Source organism: Streptomyces sp. NPDC050674, assembly GCF_040654575.1.
Lineage (GTDB): Bacteria > Actinomycetota > Actinomycetes > Streptomycetales > Streptomycetaceae > Streptomyces.
The window spans coordinates 97,066-117,427 of record NZ_JBFAIG010000021.1 but is presented as its reverse complement, the minus strand read 5'-3'; the positions used below and the strand labels follow the sequence as shown (position 1 = coordinate 117,427).

Here is a 20,362-nt window from a genome sequence, read left to right as displayed (position 1 = left end):
TCGGCCGGACGCCTGGTCCCCGGCTACGTCGTCCGCGACCACCAGTCGAGGCGCAGGCACAGCTTCCCGCCGATCCAGTACTCGACCCAGTCGCCGAGCGACAGCGGCGAGCAGTTCGCCGGAGTCCCGGGGGCGGAGGGTGTGCTCGGCTGCGGGGTGGGGGTGGGCACCGAGGGCGGGGTGGGGGCCGGGGTCGAGGGGGCCGGGGTCGAGGGGGCGGGGTCCGGGTCGTCGCGGCCGAAGAGGAACGACCGGTAGATCTGGGAGGCGCGCGGGTTGTCGTCGCACTGCCACACGCCGTGCGGGCAGTAGTCCGTCAGCGTCTGGTACAGCGGTTTGTGCTCGTCCATCCACGCGAGCATGCGCTTCATGTACTCGGCGTTGTCGCCGTTGCGGAAGAGCCCCCACTCCGGGAAGGAGATGGCCTTGCCGTGGGCCTTCGCGAACTCGACGTGCTGCTGGAGTCCGTAGGGTTCCTTCACCTGTTCGTCGAACGACATTCCGCGCGGCTGGTCGTAGGCGTCCATGCCGATGATGTCGACCGTGTCGTCCCCCGGGTAGCACTGCGTCCAGGGAACGGCGTCCCGGCCCCGGCTCGGGGTGAAGTCGAACCGGAACTTCTGGCCCGGCACCGCGCGCATGGTGGTGACGATCCTGTTCCAGTACTGCTTCCAGGCCTCAGGGTCCGGTCCGCAGCGGTGGGTGTAGGTGATGCCGTTCATCTCCCAGCCGAGCACCAGGACCGTGTCCGGCACGCCCAGCTCGACCAGCCGCTCGGCGAGCCTGCGGAAGTGGTGGTCGAACCGGCCCTGCGCGGCCTGCCGCAGCAGCCGGCGCACCTCCCCGTCGGACACGCCCTCCTCGTTGCGCTCCATCATGGGCACGTTGAGGACGAGCAGCCGGTCGGACCGCTCGCGGCGCCAGTTCGCCCATACGTCGAGGAAGCCCGGCAGGCCTTCGATGTTGCTCCAGCGGTCGCCCGGCAGGTAGGTGTGCCCGACGCGCAGCTCGGCACCGCCGAGCCAGGTGCTGAGCTGGGCCATCCGGGCCACACCGCGAGGACCGTAGTCGAGGTAGGCCCCGAAGGCCGGGACGTGCCCGGCCGGTGCGGCTGCGGTGGCGGAGGCCGAGGGCGCGGCGGAGGCCGAGGGTGCGGCGGAGGCCGTGCCCGGGGTCGTGGTGGTGGCCGGCGCGGGCGAGGCGGCCGGGACGGCGGGCGCGGCCGGTGTCGCCGCGGGGGCCGGTGGGGGCGGGTCGGCGGACCGTGCCGCCCCCGCGCCCGCGGCGACCGTGTGACCGGACGTCAGCACCGCCGTGGCGGCGAGCGCCGCCGTGACGCATGCCAGCCGCCGGGACCGTGCGCGTCGCTGCTGTGTGGCCATGGCCGCCCCTTTCGTTCGTCTCCGCTTACTGACACCCAGTCATATGAAACGCATTCACGCCACCGTCGCTGAGGCTTTCGAGTGGTCCGCTCCCCCGCACCGGTGACCCAGTTCGAAGGAAAGGCCCGTGTCCATGCTCGACATTCGCGTCCCCGCGGTTGTGCTGCGGATCGACCGCAACCCCTTTCACCACGGAACGCTCGGAGCCGTGCGCTCGCTCGGCAGGGCGGGCGTGGAGGTGCACGTGGTCGCCGACTGCGCGGGAAGCCCCGTACGGCGTTCCCGTTTCGTGCGCGCGCTGCACGCTCCGCCGCCGCCCGGCTCGTCCCCGGAGGAGGTCGGGCGGGTGCTGCGCCGGGTCGCCGCCCGGGTCGGGCGTCCGGCCGTCCTGATCCCGATGGACGACGCGGGCGCCGTCGCGGTGGGCCGGATGCGTGAGGAACTGGCGCCTCTGTTCCTGCTGCCCGTCACGCCCGGCGCGCTGCCCGAACGCGTCGCCGACAAGGCGGAACTGGCCGGTGTGTGCGCCTCGCTGGACATGGCGCACCCGCAGACGCTCGTCCCGGACAGCGCGGTCCAGGCGGTCGCGGCCGTCTCGAAGCTGGGGCTGCCGGCGGTGGCGAAGTGGAGCAGGCCGTGGCTGGTGCCGGCGGACAGCGGGCTGCGCAGCACCGTGCTGGTGCGCTCCGCACGGCAGGCGCGTGAGCTGTACGCGCGCAGCGGGGAGGCGGGCAGCCGGCTGCTGCTCCAGGCGTTCCTGCCGCCGGGCCCGGACCGCGACTGGTTCTTCCACGGGTACGCCGACCGCTCCGGGCTCGTGCGGGGCGGCGGCACCGGCAGCAAGCAGCGCGCCCGGCCGCGCGGGGCGGGGCTGACGTCGGTCGGCCGCTGGACGGCCAATCCGCAGGTGCGGGCGCTCGCCGAGCGGATCACCGGGGCGCTGGGCTACCGCGGCATTTTCGACCTGGACTTCCGGCGCTGCGGGACGACGGGCCGCTACCACCTGCTCGACTTCAACCCGCGTCCCGGGGCCCAGTTCCGGCTGTTCACCGACACCGCGGGCCTGGACGTCGTGCGGGCCCTGCACCTGGACCTGACGCACCGTCCGTTGCCGGAGGGGGCGCCGCGGCCGGGGCGGGCGTTCGTGGTGGAGAACTACGCGCCGCTCAGCGCGCTGCGTCCGGCGCCGGCGGGCCGTGAGCTGGCCTGGCACGCGCCGGACGACCGGGCGCCCGGGCGGGCGATGTGGCAGCTGTGGAGCCGGCATGCCGCCGGCCGTGTGATCGACCGTCTGCGGCCGGTCGCTCCGGGCCGGTTCACCCGGCTGGACCGATAAAAATACGCGCCTTTTCTAAATAAATGTCTACTTTGTTCTCATGACTCACATGAAGCGCACCGCCACGGTGCTTTCCAGCCTGGCCCTGAGTGTCGCCGTCCTCGGCGGCACCGCGACGGCCGCCGACGCCGACCTCTTCTCCGAGGGCAGCGACCAGTCGAAATCCCGGGAGTGCAACGAGCACGACAGCCTGGGCCTGACCCTGCTGGGCATCCCGCTGCTCGGGTTCTTCTTCCCGGACCAGTGCTGATCGCACAGGCTTTCACGGGTGCCGGGCGCTTGCGTCCGGCACCCGCTGTGTCAGCGGTGGGAGGCGGCCCGGCCCCGCCGGTAGAGCACGACGCCGCCCACGATCATCGCGGCGCTGGTGGCCGCGGCGCCGAGCAGGGCCTCGGCACCGGTCTCGGGGAGACTGGGCGGCTGCTCCTGACCGCCGGGGGGCGGCGGGGGCGTGTGGTGATCGCCCGGGGGTGTCTGCGGAGGAGTCGACTGGTGGCCGCCCGGCGGAGGCGTGTGCGGGGGCTCGGTCGGCGGGGTGTGCGGGGGGCTCGTCGGGGGCGTGTGCGGGGGCTGGGTCGGGGGTGTGTGCGGGGGCTTGGTCGCAGGGGTGTCGCCGTAGCCGTAGCCGCCGTCGTCCTCCCCGTAGCCGCCGTCGTCGTGGCCGTATCCCCCACCGTCGTCGTGGGAGGCCTCCCCGTCGTCACCGTGGGACCCGTCCTCGTCGTCACCGTGGGAGCGGCCCGCGTCGTTTCCATGGGGCCGGTCTCCGCCACCCCCGCGGAACTCGTCGTCGCCGTGTCCGGACCCGCCGGAGGAGTCGTGCCGTCCGCCTCCGTGCCGCCCGTCACCGTGACCGTCGTGCGTGTCCGCCGCGTTGGCGCAGGAGTTGCCGAAGGCCGGGTTGAGTCCGGCGACCACGTCGACGGTGTTGCCGCAGGCGTTGACCGGTACCTCGATCGGGGCCTGGACGGTGTTGCCGGACACGGCGCCCGGTGAGTCCTTCGCGACTCCGTCGGCCGACGTGTCGGCGAGAGCGGCGCCGCCGCACAGGGACAGGATGCCCGTCGCAGCCGCGGCCGCGACCATTCCCCTGCTCAGGGTCTGTCGCAATCTCGTAGTCCTCCTGCTCGTGGAAGTGGGAAAAGCCGGCCCCGGAACGAACGCCGTTGTCCCGGGGCCGGCCAAGTCGCAGCGGACGCCGCGTGCGCGTTACCGCGTCAGTCGTTCTCGCACTCGTTGCCGAACGCCGGGTTCAGGGCGGCGATGATGTCCACGGTGTTGCCGCACACGTTGATCGGGATGTGCACGGGAATCTGGACCACGTTGCCCGAGAGGACACCCGGGGAACCGACAGCGGCACCCTTGGCACCGGCGTCGGCGATGGCCGGGCTGGCCATGCCCAGAGCCATGATCGCGCCGGCGAAGACGGCAGCGCTCTTCTTCATGAACTTTCCCTTCTCTGCGGTCATGCCCACCATGACCTGCAGCCTGCAAACGAGGAATTGACAGTTGAAGAAACTGAACAACGTAGAGGGCGGGGTAATTCACTCGATTGCCCCACGAAAACTGGACAAGGTACGGCCGGGCGGCCCGCCGAGAATTCAGCGGGCCGCCCGGGCTGCGTACAGTACGGCTCAGTCGCCGTTCGCCGACAGGACCGACAGGTCCTCCAGGATGTGGTTGAGCGCACCGTCCCGCTTGGTGTTCGTGGAGTTGTCCGCGCACTGCTGCTGGACGTGGTCCGACAGGACCGGGATGTCCTGGACCACCACGCCGATGAGAAGCGCAACGCCGACGTCGAGGTCCTGAACGGCGAGACAGGGCTTGTTGAGCGTACCGTCGACCAGCGAGAGCTGGGGGCTCATGTCGCCCTTGGTCGCCGAGTTGCCGAACGACGACGAGGCGCCGTTGCCGTTGGCGACAGACGGTCCCGAGTCGTCCCCGACGGCAAGAGCCTGGGGAGCAGCCGCCACCGACATTCCGATGACAGAAGCGGCGGCTGCCGCGGCGACCATTGCCTTCTTGAGCACTTCGCGTTCCTTTCCTCGTAGCGACGCATGTCCTACGGCCTCATCAACCGGGCTCCGGATGAATGGTTGCGGGTGTTCACCCGGTTGGCCCGCAGCGCCGAAAAGCCCTGATAATCACCGGGAACGAAGAACACACAAACTGTCCTGGCATGGGCTGACAGAGTGATGAGGAGAAACCATGCACCGTCCGGGCAGTTGACCAGAGCGCTCCGGAGGACGGGGTTTCCTCAGAAAGGACTGGTCAGTGATCAAGAAGGTTATTGCCACCGCGGCGATCGCCGCTTCCGTCATGGGAGCCTCCGCCGCCGCGGCACCGCAGGCCCTGGCTGCCGGCGACGACAGCGGGCCCACGGCCGTGAACGGCAACGGGGCCATGCAGAGCTTCGGCAACTCCTCGACGTACGGCAACATGAGCCCGCAGATGGCGCTGATCCAGGGCTCCTTCAACAAGCCGTGCATCGCCGTGAACGACCTGCCCATCGGGGTCGGCGCGCTCATCGGTATCCCGATCCAGGACATCCCGATCCTGTCGGACCACCAGCAGCAGCAGTGTGCGGAGAACTCCACCAACGCCAAGCGCGACGGTGCGCTGGCGCACCTGCTGGAGGACGTGTCGGTCCTGTCGGCGAACGGCGGCTGACGCACCCGCGCCGAAAGGGGGCGGGTCGCCGGGCGGTTGCCCGGCGGCCCGCCCTCGTGGTGTTCAGCCCCTGGCCGCGTACAGCGCTTCGACGGCGTCCGCGTACGCGGCCCTCGCCGCCTGGCGCTTGACCTTCAGGGACGGGGTCAGCAGCCCGTTCTCCTCGGTGAACTCGCCCTCGACGAGGGTGAAGGCGCGGATCGACTCGGCGCGCGAGACGGCCTCGTTGGCGTGGTCCACGGCCTTCTGGACGTAGGCGCGCAGGCGTTCGTCGTGCACGAGCTCGGACAGCGGGGTGTCGGCGGGGAGTTCGCGGACCGCGAGCCAGTGGGCGAGGGCCTCGGGGTCGAGGGTGATCAGGGCGGCGACATAGGGGCGGTTGTCGCCGACGACGAGGCACTGGCCGACCGGCGGGCGGCTGCGCAGCCGGTCCTCCAGGACGGCCGGGGAGACGTTCTTGCCGCCGGTGGTGACGAGGATGTCCTTCTTGCGGCCGGTGATGGTGAGGTACCCGTCCTCGTCGAGTGAGCCCAGGTCGCCGGTGGCGAACCAGCCGTCGTCCAGGACCTCCCCGGTCGCCTCCGGGTTGTTCCAGTAGGCGCCGAAGACGATGCCGCCCTTGATGAGGACCTCGCCGTCGTCGGCGATGCGGACGGTGGTGCCGGGGACCGGCAGGCCGACCGTGCCGGGGCGGGGGGCCAGGGGCGGGACGATGGTGGCGGCGGCGGTCGTCTCGGTGAGGCCGTAGCCCTCGTAGATCAGGATGCCGGCCGCGTAGAAGAAGAGGTTGAGGTCGCGGTCGAGGGGGCTGCCGCCGCTGATGGCGTAGCGCATGCGGCCGCCCAGTTCCTTGCGGATGCGGCGGTAGACCAGCAGGTCGTACAGCGCGTGCGCGGCGCGCAGGGCGGGGCCGGGGCCCTTGCCCCTGCCCAGGAACCGGTCCATGTGGGCCGCGCCGAAGCGGACGGCGATGCGGTGGGCGCGCTCGAAGGAGGCGCCGCGGCCCAGCTTCTCGGCGGTGGCGCGGCCGGTGTCGTGGATCTTCTCGAAGAGGTACGGCACCCCGACCAGGAAGGTCGGCCGGAACGCCCGAAGGGCCGGGCGCAGTTCACCGGGTTTGATGCTCGGGAAGTGGCCGATCTCGATCCGGGCCATCAGGCAGGCGATCTGGAGGGTGCGGCCGAGGATGTGGGCGAGCGGGAGGAAGAGGAGCGTCGAGGCGGTCTCGCCGGTGACCTCCTTGAACAGGGGGTGCAGCAGCTCGACCGTGTTGCCGGCCTCGGCGTGCAGGTTGGCGTGGGTGAGGACGCAGCCCTTGGGGCGGCCGGTGGTGCCGGAGGTGTAGCACAGGGTCGCCGTCGTGTCGGGGGTCAGCGCGGTGCGGCGCTTGGTGACCTCCTCGTCGGTGAGGTCGCGGCCCAGGGCGGTGAGATCGTCGAGGGCGCCGCAGTCGAGCTGCCAGACGCGCGGGGGTTCGGGGTGGCCGGCCGTGCCGGTCAGGACCGTGCCGGCGTTCTCCGCGGTCTCCGTGACGACGTACCGGGCGCCCGAGTCGCGGACGATCCACTCCACCTGGTCGGCGGAGGAGGTGGCGTAGACCGGGACGGTCTGGCCGCCTGCGGACCAGATCGCGAAGTCCAGGACCGTCCACTCGTAGCGGGTGCGGGACATCACCGCCACGCGGCCGCCCGGTTCGAGGCCGGCCGCGATCAGGCCCTTGGCCACGGCGGTGACCTCGCGGGCGAAGGCCGCCGCCGTGACGGGCTGCCAGGCGCCGTGCCGTTCGCGGCGCAGGACCACGGCGTCGGGGGCCTCGGCCGCGTTGGTGTACGGGATGTCGGCGATGCTGCCGGTCGCCGGGCGGGGTGCGAGGGGAGCCACGCGGGCCTCGCGGACGACGCCCCGCTCGTCCCTGACGGTCTCGGCCTTCGTGCGGATCGCCAGGCCGGTGCGCTGTTTCGCCCGTTGCAGATCCTTGCGTACGCCCATGACGGCTCCCGGTCGCGGATGAGGCTGACGTGCTGCCGTACTTACTTACTCCAGAGTCAACTTACTCAGAAGTAAGCATAGGTCAATGGGCCGGGGTCACGTCAGGCGCTTCGCGGCGTCGATCGCCTCGGCGAGCGTGCGCAGCTCCTCGCTCTCCGTGCGGTCCGCCAAATCGTGGGCAAGCTCGGCGAGTTCGTGCAGCCCCGGGGCGTCGGGCAGGGACGGCTCGTGGTGGCCGAGGGCGTCGGCGAAGTAGGCGGCCGTGGCAGTGGTCCGCAGGCCGCGGCCGGTGCTCCAGACCGAGTCGCCGAGGGCGTCGGCCTCCAGGTCGCCGGTCTCCTCGTGCGGGGCGCGGGTGCGGGGGTCGAGCCAGCGGACCGTGGCGGTGGCGAGATGCCCCCGGGCGCCTGCCCTGGTGCGCACGGCGTAGAGAGCGGTGACGGTGTGGCCCGGACCGACCTCGCCGCCGTCGACGCGGTCGTCGCGGAAGTCCTCGTCGTCGACCCGGCGGTTGTCGTAGCCGACGAGACGGAACTCCTCGACGGTCTCGGGGTCGAAGGCGACCTGGGCCTTGGCGTCGCGGGCGGTGAGGTCGACATGGCGCGGGAGCTGCTCGGAGAAGACCTTGCGGGCCTCGCGGGAGTCGGACACGTAGGCGGTGTGGCCGTCGCCCTTGTCGGCCAGCTGCTCCATCAGGGCGTCGCCGTAGTCGCTGCCGACGCCGACGCCGAAGAGGGTGATGCCGTGCTCGCGGCGTTCACCGGCGATCCGCTCCAGGATCGTCTCCGCGTCGGTGTCGCCGGTGTTGGCCAGGGCGTCGGAGATGAGGACGACCCGGTTGGTGGCGCCCACGCGCAGGCCTTCGACGGCCGTCCCGTAGCCGGTCTCGACGCCCGCGCCGAGGTTGGTGGAGTCCTGTACGTCCAGGTCGTCGACGGCGTCCCGGATCTCGTCGCGGTTGCCGCCCAGCCGGGTCATGGGCAGGACGGTCTCGGCCTCGTCGCTGAAGGTGACCAGCGCGATCGAGTCGTCGTCGCGCAGCCGGTCCGTCATCACCGTGAGGGATTCCCGGGCGAGGTCCAGGCGGCCCGGTTCGGCCATCGAGCCGGAGACGTCGATGACGAAAGTGAGGGCTGCGGGCGGGCGTTCGCCGTTGTGCCCGGCGGTGCGGGTGGCGAGGCCGACGCGGACCAGCGACCAGTCCTCCTCGCCGGTGCGGGCGCCGTCGACGGTGACCGAGAAGCCGTCGCCGCCGGGACGTTCGTAGTCCTGGCGGAAGCTGTTGACGAACTCCTCGGGGCGGACCGTCGAGGGGTCGGGCAGCCGGCCGTCGGCGAGGGCGCGGCGGGCGTAGTCGTAGGAGGCGGTGTCGACGTCGAGGGCGAAGGTGGAGAGGTGGCCGGCATCCTCCCGGCGGTCGTCCCGCTCGTCGGCTTCCTGGCTGTCGGCGGGTGCGTGGCGGCCCCCGTCGTAGCCGTGGCGGTCGGCTGCCTTGCTGCTCTCGCCGGTGTCGGCGCCCCCGCCGCACGCGCCGAGCAGCAGGCCGCTCGCCGCCATGAGCGCGAGCAGCGCTGTTCGTGTCCGGAACCGCTCCATCGTCCGTACCCTCCGCGTCCGTCGGCGTCGGCTTCTTGCGACTGTGACGGCGCGGGGGGCCACAACGTGCGGTACGGGGCGTTGCGGATGCGTCTCGAAGCGGCCACGGGACCGGCCTTCGAGACCGGGAGGTGACCCTCCGTTGACCTAGGGCCTGTCGTTTGGATCATGCCGGCGTCGCGGGGCGCAGTCACTCCCGGCCGACCTGATCCAAACGACAGGCCCTAGGAGACGACGTCCTTGCGGGCGAAACCGCGGAAGGCCAGGGCGAACAGCACCAGCGCGTAGGTCACGGAGATCGAGGTGCCCTGGATCATGTCCGTCCACTCCAGCCGCGGCCGGACGGCGTCGAGCCAGGCGTACTGCCAGTGCGCGGGCAGGAAGTGGCGCCAGTCGCCGAGGGCCGTCACCTCGTCGAGGACGCTGCCGATGATGGTGAGGAACACCGCGCCGCCGACCGCGCCGAGCGGGGCGTCCGTGCGGGTGGACAGCCAGAACGCCAGGGCGGCGGTGACCAGTTGGGACACCATGATGTAGGCAACGACGATCAGCAGCCGCTGGGCCGCCGTGCCGGTGGACAGGCTGCCGCCGGTGGGCAGTTCGAGCGGGCCCCAGCCGTAGGCGGCCGTGCCGACGGCGAGGGCGACGACCGGGAGCAGGACCATCGCGGCCAGGCTCAGGGTCAGTCCGACGACGAGCTTGGACCACAGCAGCCGGGCCCGGGGCACGGGGGCCGCGAGCAGGTAGCGCAGGGAGGACCAGCTCGCCTCCGAGGCGACGGTGTCGCCGCAGAACAGGGCGACGGGGATGACGAGCAGGAAGCCGGCCGCGGAGAAGAGGTTGACCGCGGCGAAGTTGGCCCCGGACGCGGTGGCCGTGTCCATGAGGTTGATGCGGTTGTTGTTGCCGCCCGGGTCGCCGCCGACCTGGAAGGCGATGAGCAGGATGACCGGCAGGGCGACCAGGACGCCGGCCATGACCTGCGTGCGGCGCCGCTTGAGCTGGCGGACCAGCTCGACGCGCAAGGGCAGGGTGCGGCCCGCGCGGTAGCCGTCGGCGACCTCGGCGGGCGGCTCGGCGAGCGTGCTCATGCTTCGGCTCCGATCAGGGTGAGGAAGGCGTCCTCCAGGCGGCGGTGCGGGCCGACCGACGTGACCGCCACGTCCAGCCGCACGAGGTCGGCGACCAGGCGCTGCGGGGTGCCGTCGGCGTCGAGCCGCACGAGGAGGCCCTCATCGGCGCGCACGGCGGAGGCGACGCCGGGCAGGGCGGTGACCTTCTCCAGGACGGGTTCGTCCACGGGCGCGGCCGTGCCCACGAGGAGGGTGTCGCCCGAGCCGACGATGTCCGCGACCGGGCCCGCCTGGACGAGCCGGCCGTGGTCCATCACGACCAGGTGGGTGCAGGTCTGCTCGACCTCCGCGAGGAGGTGGCTGGAGACGATGACCGTGCGTCCGGCGGCGGCGTAGCGGATCATCACCTCGCGCATCTCGCGGATCTGGGGCGGGTCCAGGCCGTTGGTGGGCTCGTCGAGGATGAGCAGGTCCGGCAGGCCGAGCATGGCCTGGGCGATGGCCAGGCGCTGGCGCATGCCCTGGGAGTAGGTGCGCACCGCGCGGGCGAGGGCGTCGCCCAGGCCCGCGATCTCCAGGGCCTCCTCCAGGTGCGCGTCCTCGGGCGGGCGGCCGGTGGCGCGCCAGTACAGCTCCAGGTTCTCGCGGCCGGACAGGTGCGGCAGGAAGCCCGCGCCCTCGACGAAGGCGCCGACCCGGGACAGGACCGGTGCGCCGGGGCCGATGGCGTGGCCGAAGACGCGGATCTCGCCGCCGTCGGGCCTGATCAGACCCATCAGCATGCGCAGGGTGGTCGTCTTCCCGGCGCCGTTGGGGCCGAGCAGGCCGAGGACCTGGCCCTGTTCCACGCGGAAGGAGAGGTCCTTGACGGCGTACCGGTCCGACGCCTTGGCGTAGCGCTTGGTCAGGTCGGTGATCTGAAGGGGGACCTCGGTCAGCGCGGGGTCCGGCGGGGCGGGGGCGGCCGTGCGGCGACGGCCGGTGAGGAGCAGTGCCAGGGCGACGGCGGCACCGGCGAGCGGCAGCCACCACACCCACGCGGGCAGCCCGGCCCCGTCGTCGCGCTGCCCGAGCGCGGAGGGGACGTTCAGGTCGCCCTTGAGGGAGACGGTGTACGTCGCCGGGGCCGTCGGGGAGGCGTAGCCGAGGTCCGTGGAGGCGAGGACCAGGCGCAGCCGGTGCCCGTCGTCGATCTCGTGGTCGATCGCCGGGAGCGTGATGCGGACGTCCTTGCCTGCCTTGGCGCCCTCGACCCTGAGGGGCGTCACGAGCTGGGAGGGCAGCACCTGCCGGGTGCCGCCGCCCGGGCCGACGTCGTAGAGCTTGGCGAAGAGCACGGCGTCGTCGCTGGTGGACTTCACATGGACGGTCACCGTGGGCGAGCCGGTGATCTGGAGGTCCTCGCGCTGCGGCGCCGACTCGAACGCGGCGTACTGGCCGGGGAAGTCGAGGGAGACGCCGATGCCGAGGGTGGACAGCTGGCCGAGACCGCCGGCGCCGCCGAGGCCGGGCAGGGCGGAGACACCGGGCGGGCTGGCGCCGGGCGGGTTGTCGAAGCTCTGCTCGCGGCCGGCCAGGGCGAGGGAGCGCTGCTTGGCCTCGAGGCCCGGGTAGCGGTCCGAGGTCACTGCGGTCAGGCGGGGTTCGCCGTCGCCGGACCCCGTGCCGAGGGTGCGGGTGACGCGGAAGGCGGGGCCGGTGCCGGCGCCCTTGTCGTCCTTGAGGTAGCGGTCGAACCAGTTCTTCACGCGGGCCTGGACGCGGCCGGTCTCCATGTCGCCGCCGTCGTGGCCGCCGGCGATCCAGTCGACGTCGACGGGGGCGCCGTTGGCGCGGATCGTCCTGGCTGCCTGGTCGGCCTGGCCGAGCGGGAAGAGGGAGTCGGACTGGCCCTGCATCAGCAGGGTCGGCACCTTGATGTTCTCGCCGACCGCGGACGGCGAACGCTCCTCCAGCAGCTCGCGCGCCCGCGCGTCCGGCTTGCCCGACTCGGCGACCCGCTCGTACATGCGGCAGAGCGCGGGTTCGAACTTCTCGCAGCCGCCGCCGGAGTTGACGAAGATGCCGGCCCAGAGCTTCTTGAACACGCCGTTCGGGAAGAGGGCGTCGGCGAGGTTCCAGTAGGTGATCGCCGGGGCGATGGCATCCACGCGCTTGTCGTGCCCGGCGGTGAGCAGGGCGATGGCGCCGCCGTAGGAGCCGCCGGCCATGCCGACGCGGGGATCGCCCTTGCGGTCGAGCTCGACCTGGGGCTGCTTCGCCAGCCAGTCGATGAGCTTCGAGACGTCGGCGACCTCGCCCTTGGGGTCGTTCAGCCCGATCTTTCCGTTCGACGTGCCGAAGCCGCGGGCCGACCAGGTCAGGACCGCGTAGCCGTCCCGGGCGAGGCTCTCGGCCTGCTGTCGTACGTCGTTCTTGGTGCCGCCGAAGCCGTGTCCGAGCAGGACGGCGGGGCGGCGGCCGTCTCCTTCGGAGGTGAAGAACGAGGTGTCGACGCGGATGCCGTCGCCGGTGGGCAGGGTCCGGTCTTCGCGGTGGACCGGGGGTGCGTCGTCGTCCGCGACGGCGGTCCATGTGCCCGCTCCGGCGAGCACGACGACAGCGGCCCCGGCGGCCATGAGGCGCCGGGGTCGCCGGGTCAGCCCGCGGAGTCCGGGCAGTCGAAGATCCATGCGTCAACGGTACGGGGTGAACCTGTCGATGAGTTGTCGACCGGAGACCGAAGTGCGGCGCCTTCCAGGGGTGTACACGGAGTCTGCGGCGTACTGCGGGTGGTGTACGGCTTCGAGCTCGGCGAGGGCTGTGCGTTGCCGGGTGCGTGGTGGCTGGTCGCGCAGTTCCCCGCGCCCCTAAAGGGCCTGTTCGTCCTCCGGTACCGAGACCAGCCAGCGTGTTTCCCTGCGCGGGCGGAGGTAGAGGGCCCAGTACAGGGTCGCTGCCGCTGTGATGCCGCCCGTCCACAGCAGGTACGCCGGGTCCTGCTGGATCAGGATGTAGAGCAGGACCACGATCAGGAGGAGCGGGGCCGCGGGCCACAGCGGCATGCGCCAGGCCTGGGTGTGCCGGTGGGCTCCGCGCCGGGACAGCAGCGCGGCGATCGCGACCAGCAGGTACATGCCCGTCACCGAGACGCCGGTGACGCCGTAGAGGGTGTCGAGGTTCACGAAGCACAGGGCCGCGCCGGGGATGCCCACCGCGAGCGTGGAGACCCAGGGCGAGCCGAAGCGGCCGAGGCGGGAGAAGAGGGCGTTGACGGGCTCGGGCCAGGCCTTGTCGCGGGACGAGGCGAACAGCACGCGGGAGTTCTGGATGACCATGACGATGCCCGCGTTGATGATCGCCAGGGCCACGCAGAGGCTGACGAACGTGCCGACGGCGGAGTTGGACCAGGCGGTGACCATGGCGGAGATGTCCCCGCCGGTCAGGGCGGCGAGGTCCGGGGCGCCCAGGGTGATGGCCGCGACCGGGACGAGGATGATCACGGTGGAGATGGCCAGTGTGGCGAGGACCGTGCGGGCCACCGAGCGGCGGGGGTTCTCCAGTTCCTCGGAGAGGTAGACGGCGGTGGAGAAGCCCTGGGTGACGAACAGGGCGATGGCCAGGCCGGAGACCACCAGGAGGGCGGTGACGGCGTCCGGGGCGCCGCTGGGGCCCGCCACCTGCATCGAGACCAGGCTGCCTGCGCCGCGCTCGGCGTGGGCGAAGCCCAGGACCGCCACCACGGCCGCGGCGATGACCTCCAGGACCAGGAAGACGCCCGTGATCCAGGCGTTGGCGCGCAGGTCGAGCAGCCCGGCCAGGGTCGCGAGGAGCATGACCGAGGCGCCGGTCCAGGACGGGTCGAGGTGCACGAGCGGGGCGAGGTAGTCGGCCGTGCCCATGGCGATGACCGGCGGGACGATCATCACCACCAGCAGGGAGAGGACGAACACCAGCCAGCCCGCGAGCCGCCCGGCCATCGTCGAGACCATGGCGTACTCGCCGCCGGCGCTGGGGATGAGGGTGCCCAGCTCCGAGTAGCAGAACGCGACGGCGACGCAGAGCAGCGAGCCGATGGCGATGGTGAGGGCGGTGGCGGTGCCGAGTGAGCCGAACAGGTCGGGGACCACCACGAAGAGGGTGGAGGCGGGGGTCACGCAGGAAAGGGTCAGGAGGGTGCCGCCGACCACTCCGATGGAGCGCTTGAGCTTCCCGGGACGACTCTCCGGCGCCTGCGCGACGGCGGTCTCGACGGGGCGGAGCGTATCGGTCATGCGGCGGTTCCCTCGGCTCGGCGGTGAACGTGCCGAGCATCGAACACCGACGAAAAGCAACACGTCAATGGGTGTTTGCCTACGAAATCCGCAGCAGAGAAGCGCTCCGACTGCCCTTTTGAGCACAAGTGGTGGGCGGGGAAAGGGACGGGGGCGCCTGCGGTTACCGCAGGCGCCCCCGGAGAAAAAACCTCAGTGGTTGCGCGGGAAGCCCAGGTCCACGCCCGCCGGGGCGTCGGCCGGGTCGGGCCAGCGGGTGGTGACGACCTTGCCGCGCGTGTAGAAGTGCGTGCCGTCGTTGCCGTAGATGTGGTGGTCGCCGAAGAGCGAGTCCTTCCAGCCGCCGAAGGAGTGGTAGCCGACGGGGACCGGGATCGGGACGTTCACGCCGACCATGCCGGCCTCGACCTCCAGCTGGAAGCGGCGGGCCGCGCCGCCGTCCCGGGTGAAGATCGCGGTGCCGTTGCCGAACGGCGAGGCGTTGATCAGGTCCAGGGCCTCCTCGTAGGTCTCCGCGCGCAGCACGCACAGGACCGGGCCGAAGATCTCGTCCTGGTACGCCTTGGCGGACGTGGGCACCTTGTCCAGCAGCGAGATGCCGATCCAGTGGCCGTCCTCGAAGCCGTCGACCGTGTACCCGGTGCCGTCCAGGACCACCTCGCAGCCCTCGGCCGCCGCGCCCTCGACGTAGGACGCCACCTTGTCGCGGTGGACCTTGGTGATGAGCGGGCCCATCTCGGAGGCCGGGTCGTCGCCCGGGCCGATCTTGATCTTCTCGGCGCGCTCGCGGATCTTCTCCACGAGTTCGTCGCCGATCGCGCCGACGGCGACGACGGCGGAGATGGCCATGCAGCGCTCACCGGCGGAGCCGTAGGCGGCCGAGACGGCGGCGTCGGCCGCCGCGTCCAGGTCGGCGTCCGGCAGCACCAGCATGTGGTTCTTGGCGCCGCCGAGGGCCTGGACACGCTTGCCGTTGGCGGAGGCGGTGGTGTGGATGTAGCGGGCGATCGGGGTGGAGCCGACGAACGAGACGGCCTTGACGTCCGGGTGCTCCAGGAGGCGGTCGACAGCCACCTTGTCGCCGTGGACGACGTTGAAGACGCCGTCGGGCAGACCCGCCTCGGCGAGCAGCTCGGCGATCTTGAGGGACGCCGACGGGTCCTTCTCGGACGGCTTCAGCACGAAGGTGTTGCCGCACGCGATGGCGAGGGGGAACATCCACATCGGCACCATCGCCGGGAAGTTGAACGGGGTGATGCCCGCGACGACACCGAGCGGCTGGCGGATCGAGGACACGTCGACGCGGCTGGCGACCTGCGTGGACAGCTCGCCCTTCAGCTGCACGCTGATGCCGCAGGCCAGGTCGACGATCTCCAGGCCGCGCGCGACCTCGCCGAGGGCGTCGGAGTGGACCTTGCCGTGCTCGGCGGTGATCAGCTCGGCGATGGCGTCCCGGTTGGCGTCCAGCAGCGCGCGGAACGTGAACAGGATCGAGGTGCGCTGGGCCAGCGAGGACTGGCCCCAGGTCAGGTAGGCCTCCTTGGCGGCGGCGACCGCCGCGTCCACCTCCTCGACCGAGGCGAACGCGACCTTCGTCGTCACCTCGCCGGTCGCCGGGTTGGTCACCGGCCCGTGCGTGCCCGAGGCGCCTTCGACGGTCTTGCCGCCGATCCAGTGGTTGACGATCTTCGTCATGGCCGGGAACTCCTTCACAGATGGCGGCGTCGGGTGGAGACGTGCCGTTCGTACAGCTCACGTGCCTTGACCGCGGACGGCCGTGTCGCGGTCTCGGCCACGGGTACATCCCACCAGGCCTGCGCCGGAGGCGCGCCCGACACTGTGTCTGCCGTTCGGGTCTCGACGTAGACACATGTGGGAGTGTCGGCCGCCCGGGCCTCGGCGAGGGCCTCCCGCAGGTCCCGCACGCTCTTGGCGCGCAGCACGCGCATGCCGAGGCTGGCCGCGTTGGCCGCGAGGTCCACGGGCAGCGGCGGCCCGGTGTACGAGCCGTCCTCGGACGGGTAGCGGTAGGCGGTGCCGAACCGCTCGCCGCCGACCGACTCGGACAGGCCGCCGATGGAGGCGTAGCCGTGGTTCTGGATGATCAGGACCTTGATCGCGACGCCCTCCTGCACGGCCGTCACGATCTCCGTCGGCATCATCAGATAGGTGCCGTCGCCGACCAGCGCCCACACCGGCCGGTCCGGGGCGGCCAGCTTCACGCCGATGGCGGCCGGGATCTCGTAGCCCATGCAGGAGTAGCCGTACTCGAGGTGGTACTGGTCCCGTGACCGGGTCCGCCACAGTTTGTGCAGGTCGCCGGGGAGGGAACCGGCGGCGTTGATGAGGATGTCCGACGCGTCGACGATCTCGTCGAGGGCGCCGAGGATCTGCGGCTGGGTCGGGCGGATGTCGGGCTCGTCCACCTCGTAGCAGGCGTCGACGCGCTGCTCCCAGCGCTCCTTGTCCTCGGTGTACTCGGTGACGTACGACGGCGTGACCCGGTGGCTGTGCATCTCCAGCCTCTCGGTCAGCTCCTCAAGACCGCTGCGGGCGTCCGCGATCAGCGGCTGCCCGGCGAGCTTGTGGCCGTCGAAGGGCGCGATGTTGAGGTTGAGGAACCGGACCCCGGGGTTCGAGAAGAGCGTGCCGGAGGCGGTGGTGAAGTCGGTGTAGCGGGTGCCGACGCCGATCACCAGGTCGGCGGTGCGGGCCAGTTCGTCCGCGGTGGCCGTGCCGGTGTGGCCGATGCCGCCGACGTCCTGGGGGTGGTCGTGGCACAGGGAGCCCTTGCCGGCCTGGGTGGAGGCGACGGGGATGCCGGTGGTCTCGGCGAACTCGGCGAGTGCCCGCTCCGCCCGGCTGTGGTGGACACCGCCGCCCGCGACGACCAGCGGCCGCTTCGCCGCCCGGATCGCCCGCACGGCCGCGGCCACTTCCGTCGGATCGGCCCCGGGACGCCGTACGGTCCACACGCGCTCGGCGAAGAACTCCTCCGGCCAGTCGTACGCCTCGGCCTGCACGTCCTGGGGCAGGGCGAGGGTGACGGCGCCGGTCTCGACGGGGTCGGTGAGCACCCGCATCGCGTTCAGCGCGGAGGGGATCAGGGCCTCGGGCCGGGTGATCCGGTCGAAGTACCTCGACACCGGGCGCAGGCAGTCGTTGACCGACACATCGCCCGCGTACGGCACTTCGAGCTGCTGGAGGACCGGGTCGGCGGGGCGGCCGGCGAAGATGTCACCCGGCAGGAGCAGCACCGGCAGGTGGTTGACGGTCGCGAGGGCGGCGCCGGTGACGAGGTTGGTGGCGCCGGGGCCGATGGAGGTCGTGACGGCGTGCGTGGAGAGGCGGTTGGACTGGCGGGCGTAGCCCACCGCCGCGTGCACCATGGCCTGCTCGTTGCGGCCCTGGTGGTAGGGCATCCGCGCGCTGTGCTCCAGGAGTGCCTGGCCGATGCCGGCGACGTTGCCGTGGCCGAAGATGCCCCAGGTGGCTCCGATGAGCCGCTGCCGCAGGCCGTCGCGTTCGGTGTACTGGGCGGCGAGGAAGCGGACGAGGGCCTGGGCCACCGTCAGCCTGGTCGTCTGCGCGGTCATCGGTACCCCTCCGTGGGAAGCGGCGTCTGAGGAACGGACAACCGTGAGAACGCCGGCCGCGCCCTCACGCGAGGGCGTTCGCCGACGGGGACCTCCGGCGCGGGGCCGTAGCGGGCGGGGAGTTGTCGCTCGCACTTCGCTCCTGCCAAAGCAAAGCGGCCTCCCGCGCCGGAGGCGATCTGGGCCCGGGCGTCGACGGGCGTGTGCGCGAGGTCGGTGACCGACCCGCGCACGCTCCGTCCTCCCGGGAGGGGGAACTTCTCGCGCAGGCTGCTGGGCGTCCGGCCGGCCCGCTCGGGGGCGATGTCCGGGACGTGGTTCGCGTCGGCGGTGGTGCCCGCGGGGACGTACAGCTCACCGGTCATGCCACGGCCCTCACAGCAGTCCGACGGCGGTGTCCACGGCGGCGGCCACGTCGCCGTCCGCCGGGTACAGCAGCGAACGTCCCACGACCAGCCCGCACACGGTGGGCAGTTGGAGGGCGCCGCGCCACTTCTCGTAGGCCTCGTCCTGATCGTCGCCCACCTCGCCGCCGAGCAGCACGGCGGGCAGCGTGGAGGCCGCCATGACCTCGGCCATGTCGTCGGGGTTGTCGGTGACCGGCACCTTCAGCCAGGTGTAGGCGGACGTGCCGCCGAGGCCGGAGGCGATGGCGATCGACTTGGTGACGGCCTCGGCGGAGAGGTCGTTGCGCAGCCGGCCCGTCCCGTCGCGGCGGCTGAGGAACGGCTCGACGAAGACGGGGAGTCTGCGGGCGGCCATGGCGTCGACGGCCCGGGCGGTCGACTCCAGGGTGGTCAGGGAGCCCGGGTCGTCGTAGTCGATGCGCAGCAGCAGCTTGCCCGCGTCGAAGCCCAGGCGCTCGATGTCCTCGGGACGGTGGCCGGTGAAGCGGTCGTCGAGTTCGAAGCGCGCGCCCTGGAGGCCGCCGCGGTTCATGGAACCCAGGACGACCTTGCCGTCGAGGGCGCCGAGCAGCAGCAGGTCGTCGAGGATGTCGGCGGTGGCGAGGACTCCGTCGACGCCCGGGCGGGACAGGGCCAGGCAGAGGCGTTCGAGGAGGTCGGCGCGGTTGGCCATGGCCATGGCGCGGCCGCCGACACCGAGGGCGCCCCGGGCCGGGTGGTCGGCGGCGACGATCATCAGGCGGCCGGTGTCGTTCAGCAGCGGCCGGCGGGGGCGGCGGGCGGCGGCCTCGGCGATCGCCTCCGGGCGGTGGCTGCGCAGGCGGACGAGTTCCGCGACGTCGACGGTCACTGGACGGCCCCCGCGGTGACGGCCGCCTCGATCTCGTCCGGGGTGGGCATCGCGGAGGAGCACTCCAGACGGGAGGCGACGATGGCACCGGCGGCGTTGGCGTGCCGCATGGTCTTCTCCAGGTCCCAGCCGGCCAGCAGACCGTGGACGAGGCAGCCGCCGAAGGCGTCGCCGGCCCCGAGGCCGTTGAGGACGTCCACCGGCAGCGGCGGGACCTCGGCGCTCTCGCCGGCCCTGTTCACCGCGAGGACGCCCTTGGGGCCCTGCTTGACGACGGCCAGCTCGACACCGGCGTCCAGGAGGGCGCGGGCGGCGGCGTGGGGCTCGCGCACGCCGGTGGCGACCTCCACCTCGTCGAGGTTGCCGACGGCGACGGTGGTGTGGCGCAGGGCCTCGGTGTAGAAGGGGCGGGCCGCGTCCGGGTCCTTCCAGAACATGGGGCGCCAGTCGAGGTCGAAGACCGTGGTGCCGGCCTTGCCGCGGTGGGCGAGGGCGGCGAGGGTCGCCGTGCGGCTGGGCTCCTCGCTCAGGCCGGTGCCCGTGACCCAGAAGACGCGGGCGTCGCGGACGGCGTCCAGGTCGAGGTCGTGGGCGTCGATCTCCAGGTCGGGGGCCTTGGGCTGCCGGTAGAAGTACAGCGGGAAGTCGTCCGGCGGGAAGACCTCGCAGAAGGTGACCGGGGTGGGCAGGCCGGGGACCGGGGTGACCCAGCGGTCGTCGACGCCGAAGTCCCTCAGGGCCTGGTGGAGGTAGACGCCGAAGGGGTCGTCGCCGGTACGGGTGATCACCGCGGTGCGCCGTCCCAGTCGGGCCGCGGCGACCGCGACGTTGCTCGCCGAACCGCCGAGGAACTTGCCGAAGGAGGTGACCTGCGGCAACGGGACGCCGGTCTGGAGCGGATACAGATCCACTCCGATCCGCCCCATGGTGATCAGGTCGTACGGCATCGGTGTCCCCTCGGTGCTCGGCTCTCCCCGGCTTTGTAGCCCCCTCGGGAAGGCCCTGTCAATGTTTTGTCCGGACATTCGGACGAGATTGAGGACAGCGCTTTCCCGCCTCCCCTCCGAGTCAAGGCGCCCCGCCGACGGCCGGGCGCGGCGCTTTGCCCCGGCTGTGTCACAAACGCCTCCCTCTCGTCACACATGTCGCGCGTACGCGGGTCTTCCGTCACACCCGGCGCACAGGCCCTGCCCCGTCCCGGGGGGTGTCG

16 protein-coding genes and 1 pseudogene are annotated in these 20,362 nt (G+C 72.0%); 3 read left to right on the top strand and 14 right to left on the bottom strand.

Features of this window, described 5'->3' with window-relative positions:
• Window positions 1-23: 23 nt before the first annotated feature.
• The gene (locus AB0I06_RS29450; RefSeq protein WP_363121867.1) at window positions 24-1,382 is read right to left on the bottom strand and encodes a glycosyl hydrolase; all 1,359 of its coding nucleotides are present in this window, start codon (window positions 1,380-1,382) and stop codon (window positions 24-26) included.
• A 127-nt stretch (window positions 1,383-1,509) separates the two neighbouring features.
• Between AB0I06_RS29450 and AB0I06_RS29445 the strand changes: the two genes are divergently transcribed.
• Window positions 1,510-2,718, top strand: a complete 1,209-nt coding sequence (locus AB0I06_RS29445) for an ATP-grasp domain-containing protein (RefSeq protein WP_363121866.1) — start codon at window positions 1,510-1,512, stop codon at window positions 2,716-2,718.
• Window positions 2,719-2,758: 40 nt separating this feature from the next.
• On the top strand, window positions 2,759-2,968 hold the full coding sequence (locus AB0I06_RS29440; protein WP_363121865.1) for a hypothetical protein: 210 nt from the start codon (window positions 2,759-2,761) through the stop codon (window positions 2,966-2,968).
• A gap of 50 nt (window positions 2,969-3,018) precedes the next feature.
• On the opposite strand, the gene AB0I06_RS29435 is transcribed toward AB0I06_RS29440, so the two are convergent.
• From AB0I06_RS29435 to AB0I06_RS29425, 3 genes are all read right to left on the bottom strand, one after another.
• Window positions 3,019-3,828: a chaplin gene (locus tag AB0I06_RS29435; RefSeq protein WP_363121864.1), complete on the bottom strand. Its 810-nt coding sequence runs from the start codon at window positions 3,826-3,828 to the stop codon at window positions 3,019-3,021.
• 107 nt (window positions 3,829-3,935) lie between these two features.
• Window positions 3,936-4,163 carry a chaplin gene (locus AB0I06_RS29430; RefSeq protein WP_363121883.1) on the bottom strand — a complete coding sequence of 76 codons (228 nt, stop codon included), beginning with the start codon at window positions 4,161-4,163 and terminating at the stop codon, window positions 3,936-3,938.
• 189 nt (window positions 4,164-4,352) lie between these two features.
• On the bottom strand, window positions 4,353-4,748 hold the full coding sequence (locus tag AB0I06_RS29425) for a rodlin (RefSeq protein WP_363121863.1): 396 nt from the start codon (window positions 4,746-4,748) through the stop codon (window positions 4,353-4,355).
• Between the two features lie 244 nt (window positions 4,749-4,992).
• Here AB0I06_RS29425 and AB0I06_RS29420 point away from each other — a divergent pair, with 244 nt between their 5' ends.
• On the top strand, window positions 4,993-5,388 hold the full coding sequence (locus tag AB0I06_RS29420; protein WP_363121862.1) for a rodlin: 396 nt from the start codon (window positions 4,993-4,995) through the stop codon (window positions 5,386-5,388).
• A gap of 63 nt (window positions 5,389-5,451) precedes the next feature.
• Here AB0I06_RS29420 and AB0I06_RS29415 read toward each other — a convergent pair whose 3' ends face one another.
• The 10 genes and pseudogenes from AB0I06_RS29415 to iolC form a co-directional block, all read right to left on the bottom strand.
• Window positions 5,452-7,377, bottom strand: coding sequence for an AMP-dependent synthetase/ligase (locus AB0I06_RS29415; protein ID WP_363121861.1), 1,926 nt, complete (start codon window positions 7,375-7,377; stop codon window positions 5,452-5,454).
• 96 nt (window positions 7,378-7,473) lie between these two features.
• A complete protein-coding gene (locus AB0I06_RS29410; protein ID WP_363121860.1) occupies window positions 7,474-8,973 on the bottom strand; it encodes a von Willebrand factor type A domain-containing protein in 1,500 nt (499 codons plus the stop codon).
• 224 nt (window positions 8,974-9,197) lie between these two features.
• On the bottom strand, window positions 9,198-10,064 hold the full coding sequence (locus tag AB0I06_RS29405) for an ABC transporter permease (protein ID WP_363121859.1): 867 nt from the start codon (window positions 10,062-10,064) through the stop codon (window positions 9,198-9,200).
• The gene (locus tag AB0I06_RS29400; protein ID WP_363121858.1) at window positions 10,061-12,718 is read right to left on the bottom strand and encodes a CocE/NonD family hydrolase; all 2,658 of its coding nucleotides are present in this window, start codon (window positions 12,716-12,718) and stop codon (window positions 10,061-10,063) included. Before AB0I06_RS29400 ends, AB0I06_RS29405 begins: the two co-directional genes overlap by 4 nt.
• Before the next feature lie 177 nt (window positions 12,719-12,895).
• Entirely contained in the window at window positions 12,896-14,299 is a 1,404-nt protein-coding gene (locus tag AB0I06_RS29395; RefSeq protein WP_363121857.1) for an APC family permease, read from the bottom strand.
• Window positions 14,300-14,491: 192 nt separating this feature from the next.
• Window positions 14,492-15,994, bottom strand: a complete 1,503-nt coding sequence (mmsA, locus tag AB0I06_RS29390; RefSeq protein WP_363121856.1) for a CoA-acylating methylmalonate-semialdehyde dehydrogenase — start codon at window positions 15,992-15,994, stop codon at window positions 14,492-14,494.
• Between the two features lie 14 nt (window positions 15,995-16,008).
• The gene (iolD, locus tag AB0I06_RS29385) at window positions 16,009-17,895 is read right to left on the bottom strand and encodes a 3D-(3,5/4)-trihydroxycyclohexane-1,2-dione acylhydrolase (decyclizing) (protein ID WP_363121855.1); all 1,887 of its coding nucleotides are present in this window, start codon (window positions 17,893-17,895) and stop codon (window positions 16,009-16,011) included.
• Window positions 17,896-17,969: 74 nt separating this feature from the next.
• A pseudogene (locus AB0I06_RS29380) lies at window positions 17,970-18,260 on the bottom strand (5-deoxy-glucuronate isomerase); the annotation flags it as partial.
• Between the two features lie 10 nt (window positions 18,261-18,270).
• Window positions 18,271-19,152 carry a deoxyribose-phosphate aldolase gene (locus AB0I06_RS29375; protein WP_363121854.1) on the bottom strand — a complete coding sequence of 294 codons (882 nt, stop codon included), beginning with the start codon at window positions 19,150-19,152 and terminating at the stop codon, window positions 18,271-18,273.
• Window positions 19,149-20,099: a 5-dehydro-2-deoxygluconokinase gene (gene iolC / locus AB0I06_RS29370; RefSeq protein WP_363121853.1), complete on the bottom strand. Its 951-nt coding sequence runs from the start codon at window positions 20,097-20,099 to the stop codon at window positions 19,149-19,151. The genes AB0I06_RS29375 and iolC overlap by 4 nt, the downstream gene beginning before the upstream one ends.
• Window positions 20,100-20,362 lie beyond the last annotated feature (263 nt).

What these genes read in the sequence shown, in the direction of transcription:
- AB0I06_RS29450 (WP_363121867.1), bottom strand. Translation starts at nt 1,382, where the DNA reads ATGGCCACACAGCAGCGACGCGCACGGTCCCGGCGGCTGGCATGCGTC.
- AB0I06_RS29440 (WP_363121865.1), top strand. Translation starts at nt 2,759, where the DNA reads ATGACTCACATGAAGCGCACCGCCACGGTGCTTTCCAGCCTGGCCCTG.
- AB0I06_RS29430 (WP_363121883.1), bottom strand. Translation starts at nt 4,163, where the DNA reads ATGAAGAAGAGCGCTGCCGTCTTCGCCGGCGCGATCATGGCTCTGGGC.
- AB0I06_RS29415 (WP_363121861.1), bottom strand. Translation starts at nt 7,377, where the DNA reads ATGGGCGTACGCAAGGATCTGCAACGGGCGAAACAGCGCACCGGCCTG.
- AB0I06_RS29410 (WP_363121860.1), bottom strand. Translation starts at nt 8,973, where the DNA reads ATGGAGCGGTTCCGGACACGAACAGCGCTGCTCGCGCTCATGGCGGCG.
- AB0I06_RS29405 (WP_363121859.1), bottom strand. Translation starts at nt 10,064, where the DNA reads ATGAGCACGCTCGCCGAGCCGCCCGCCGAGGTCGCCGACGGCTACCGC.
- AB0I06_RS29400 (WP_363121858.1), bottom strand. Translation starts at nt 12,718, where the DNA reads ATGGATCTTCGACTGCCCGGACTCCGCGGGCTGACCCGGCGACCCCGG.
- AB0I06_RS29395 (WP_363121857.1), bottom strand. Translation starts at nt 14,299, where the DNA reads ATGACCGATACGCTCCGCCCCGTCGAGACCGCCGTCGCGCAGGCGCCG.
- mmsA (WP_363121856.1), bottom strand. Translation starts at nt 15,994, where the DNA reads ATGACGAAGATCGTCAACCACTGGATCGGCGGCAAGACCGTCGAAGGC.
- iolD (WP_363121855.1), bottom strand. Translation starts at nt 17,895, where the DNA reads ATGACCGCGCAGACGACCAGGCTGACGGTGGCCCAGGCCCTCGTCCGC.
- iolC (WP_363121853.1), bottom strand. Translation starts at nt 20,099, where the DNA reads ATGCCGTACGACCTGATCACCATGGGGCGGATCGGAGTGGATCTGTAT.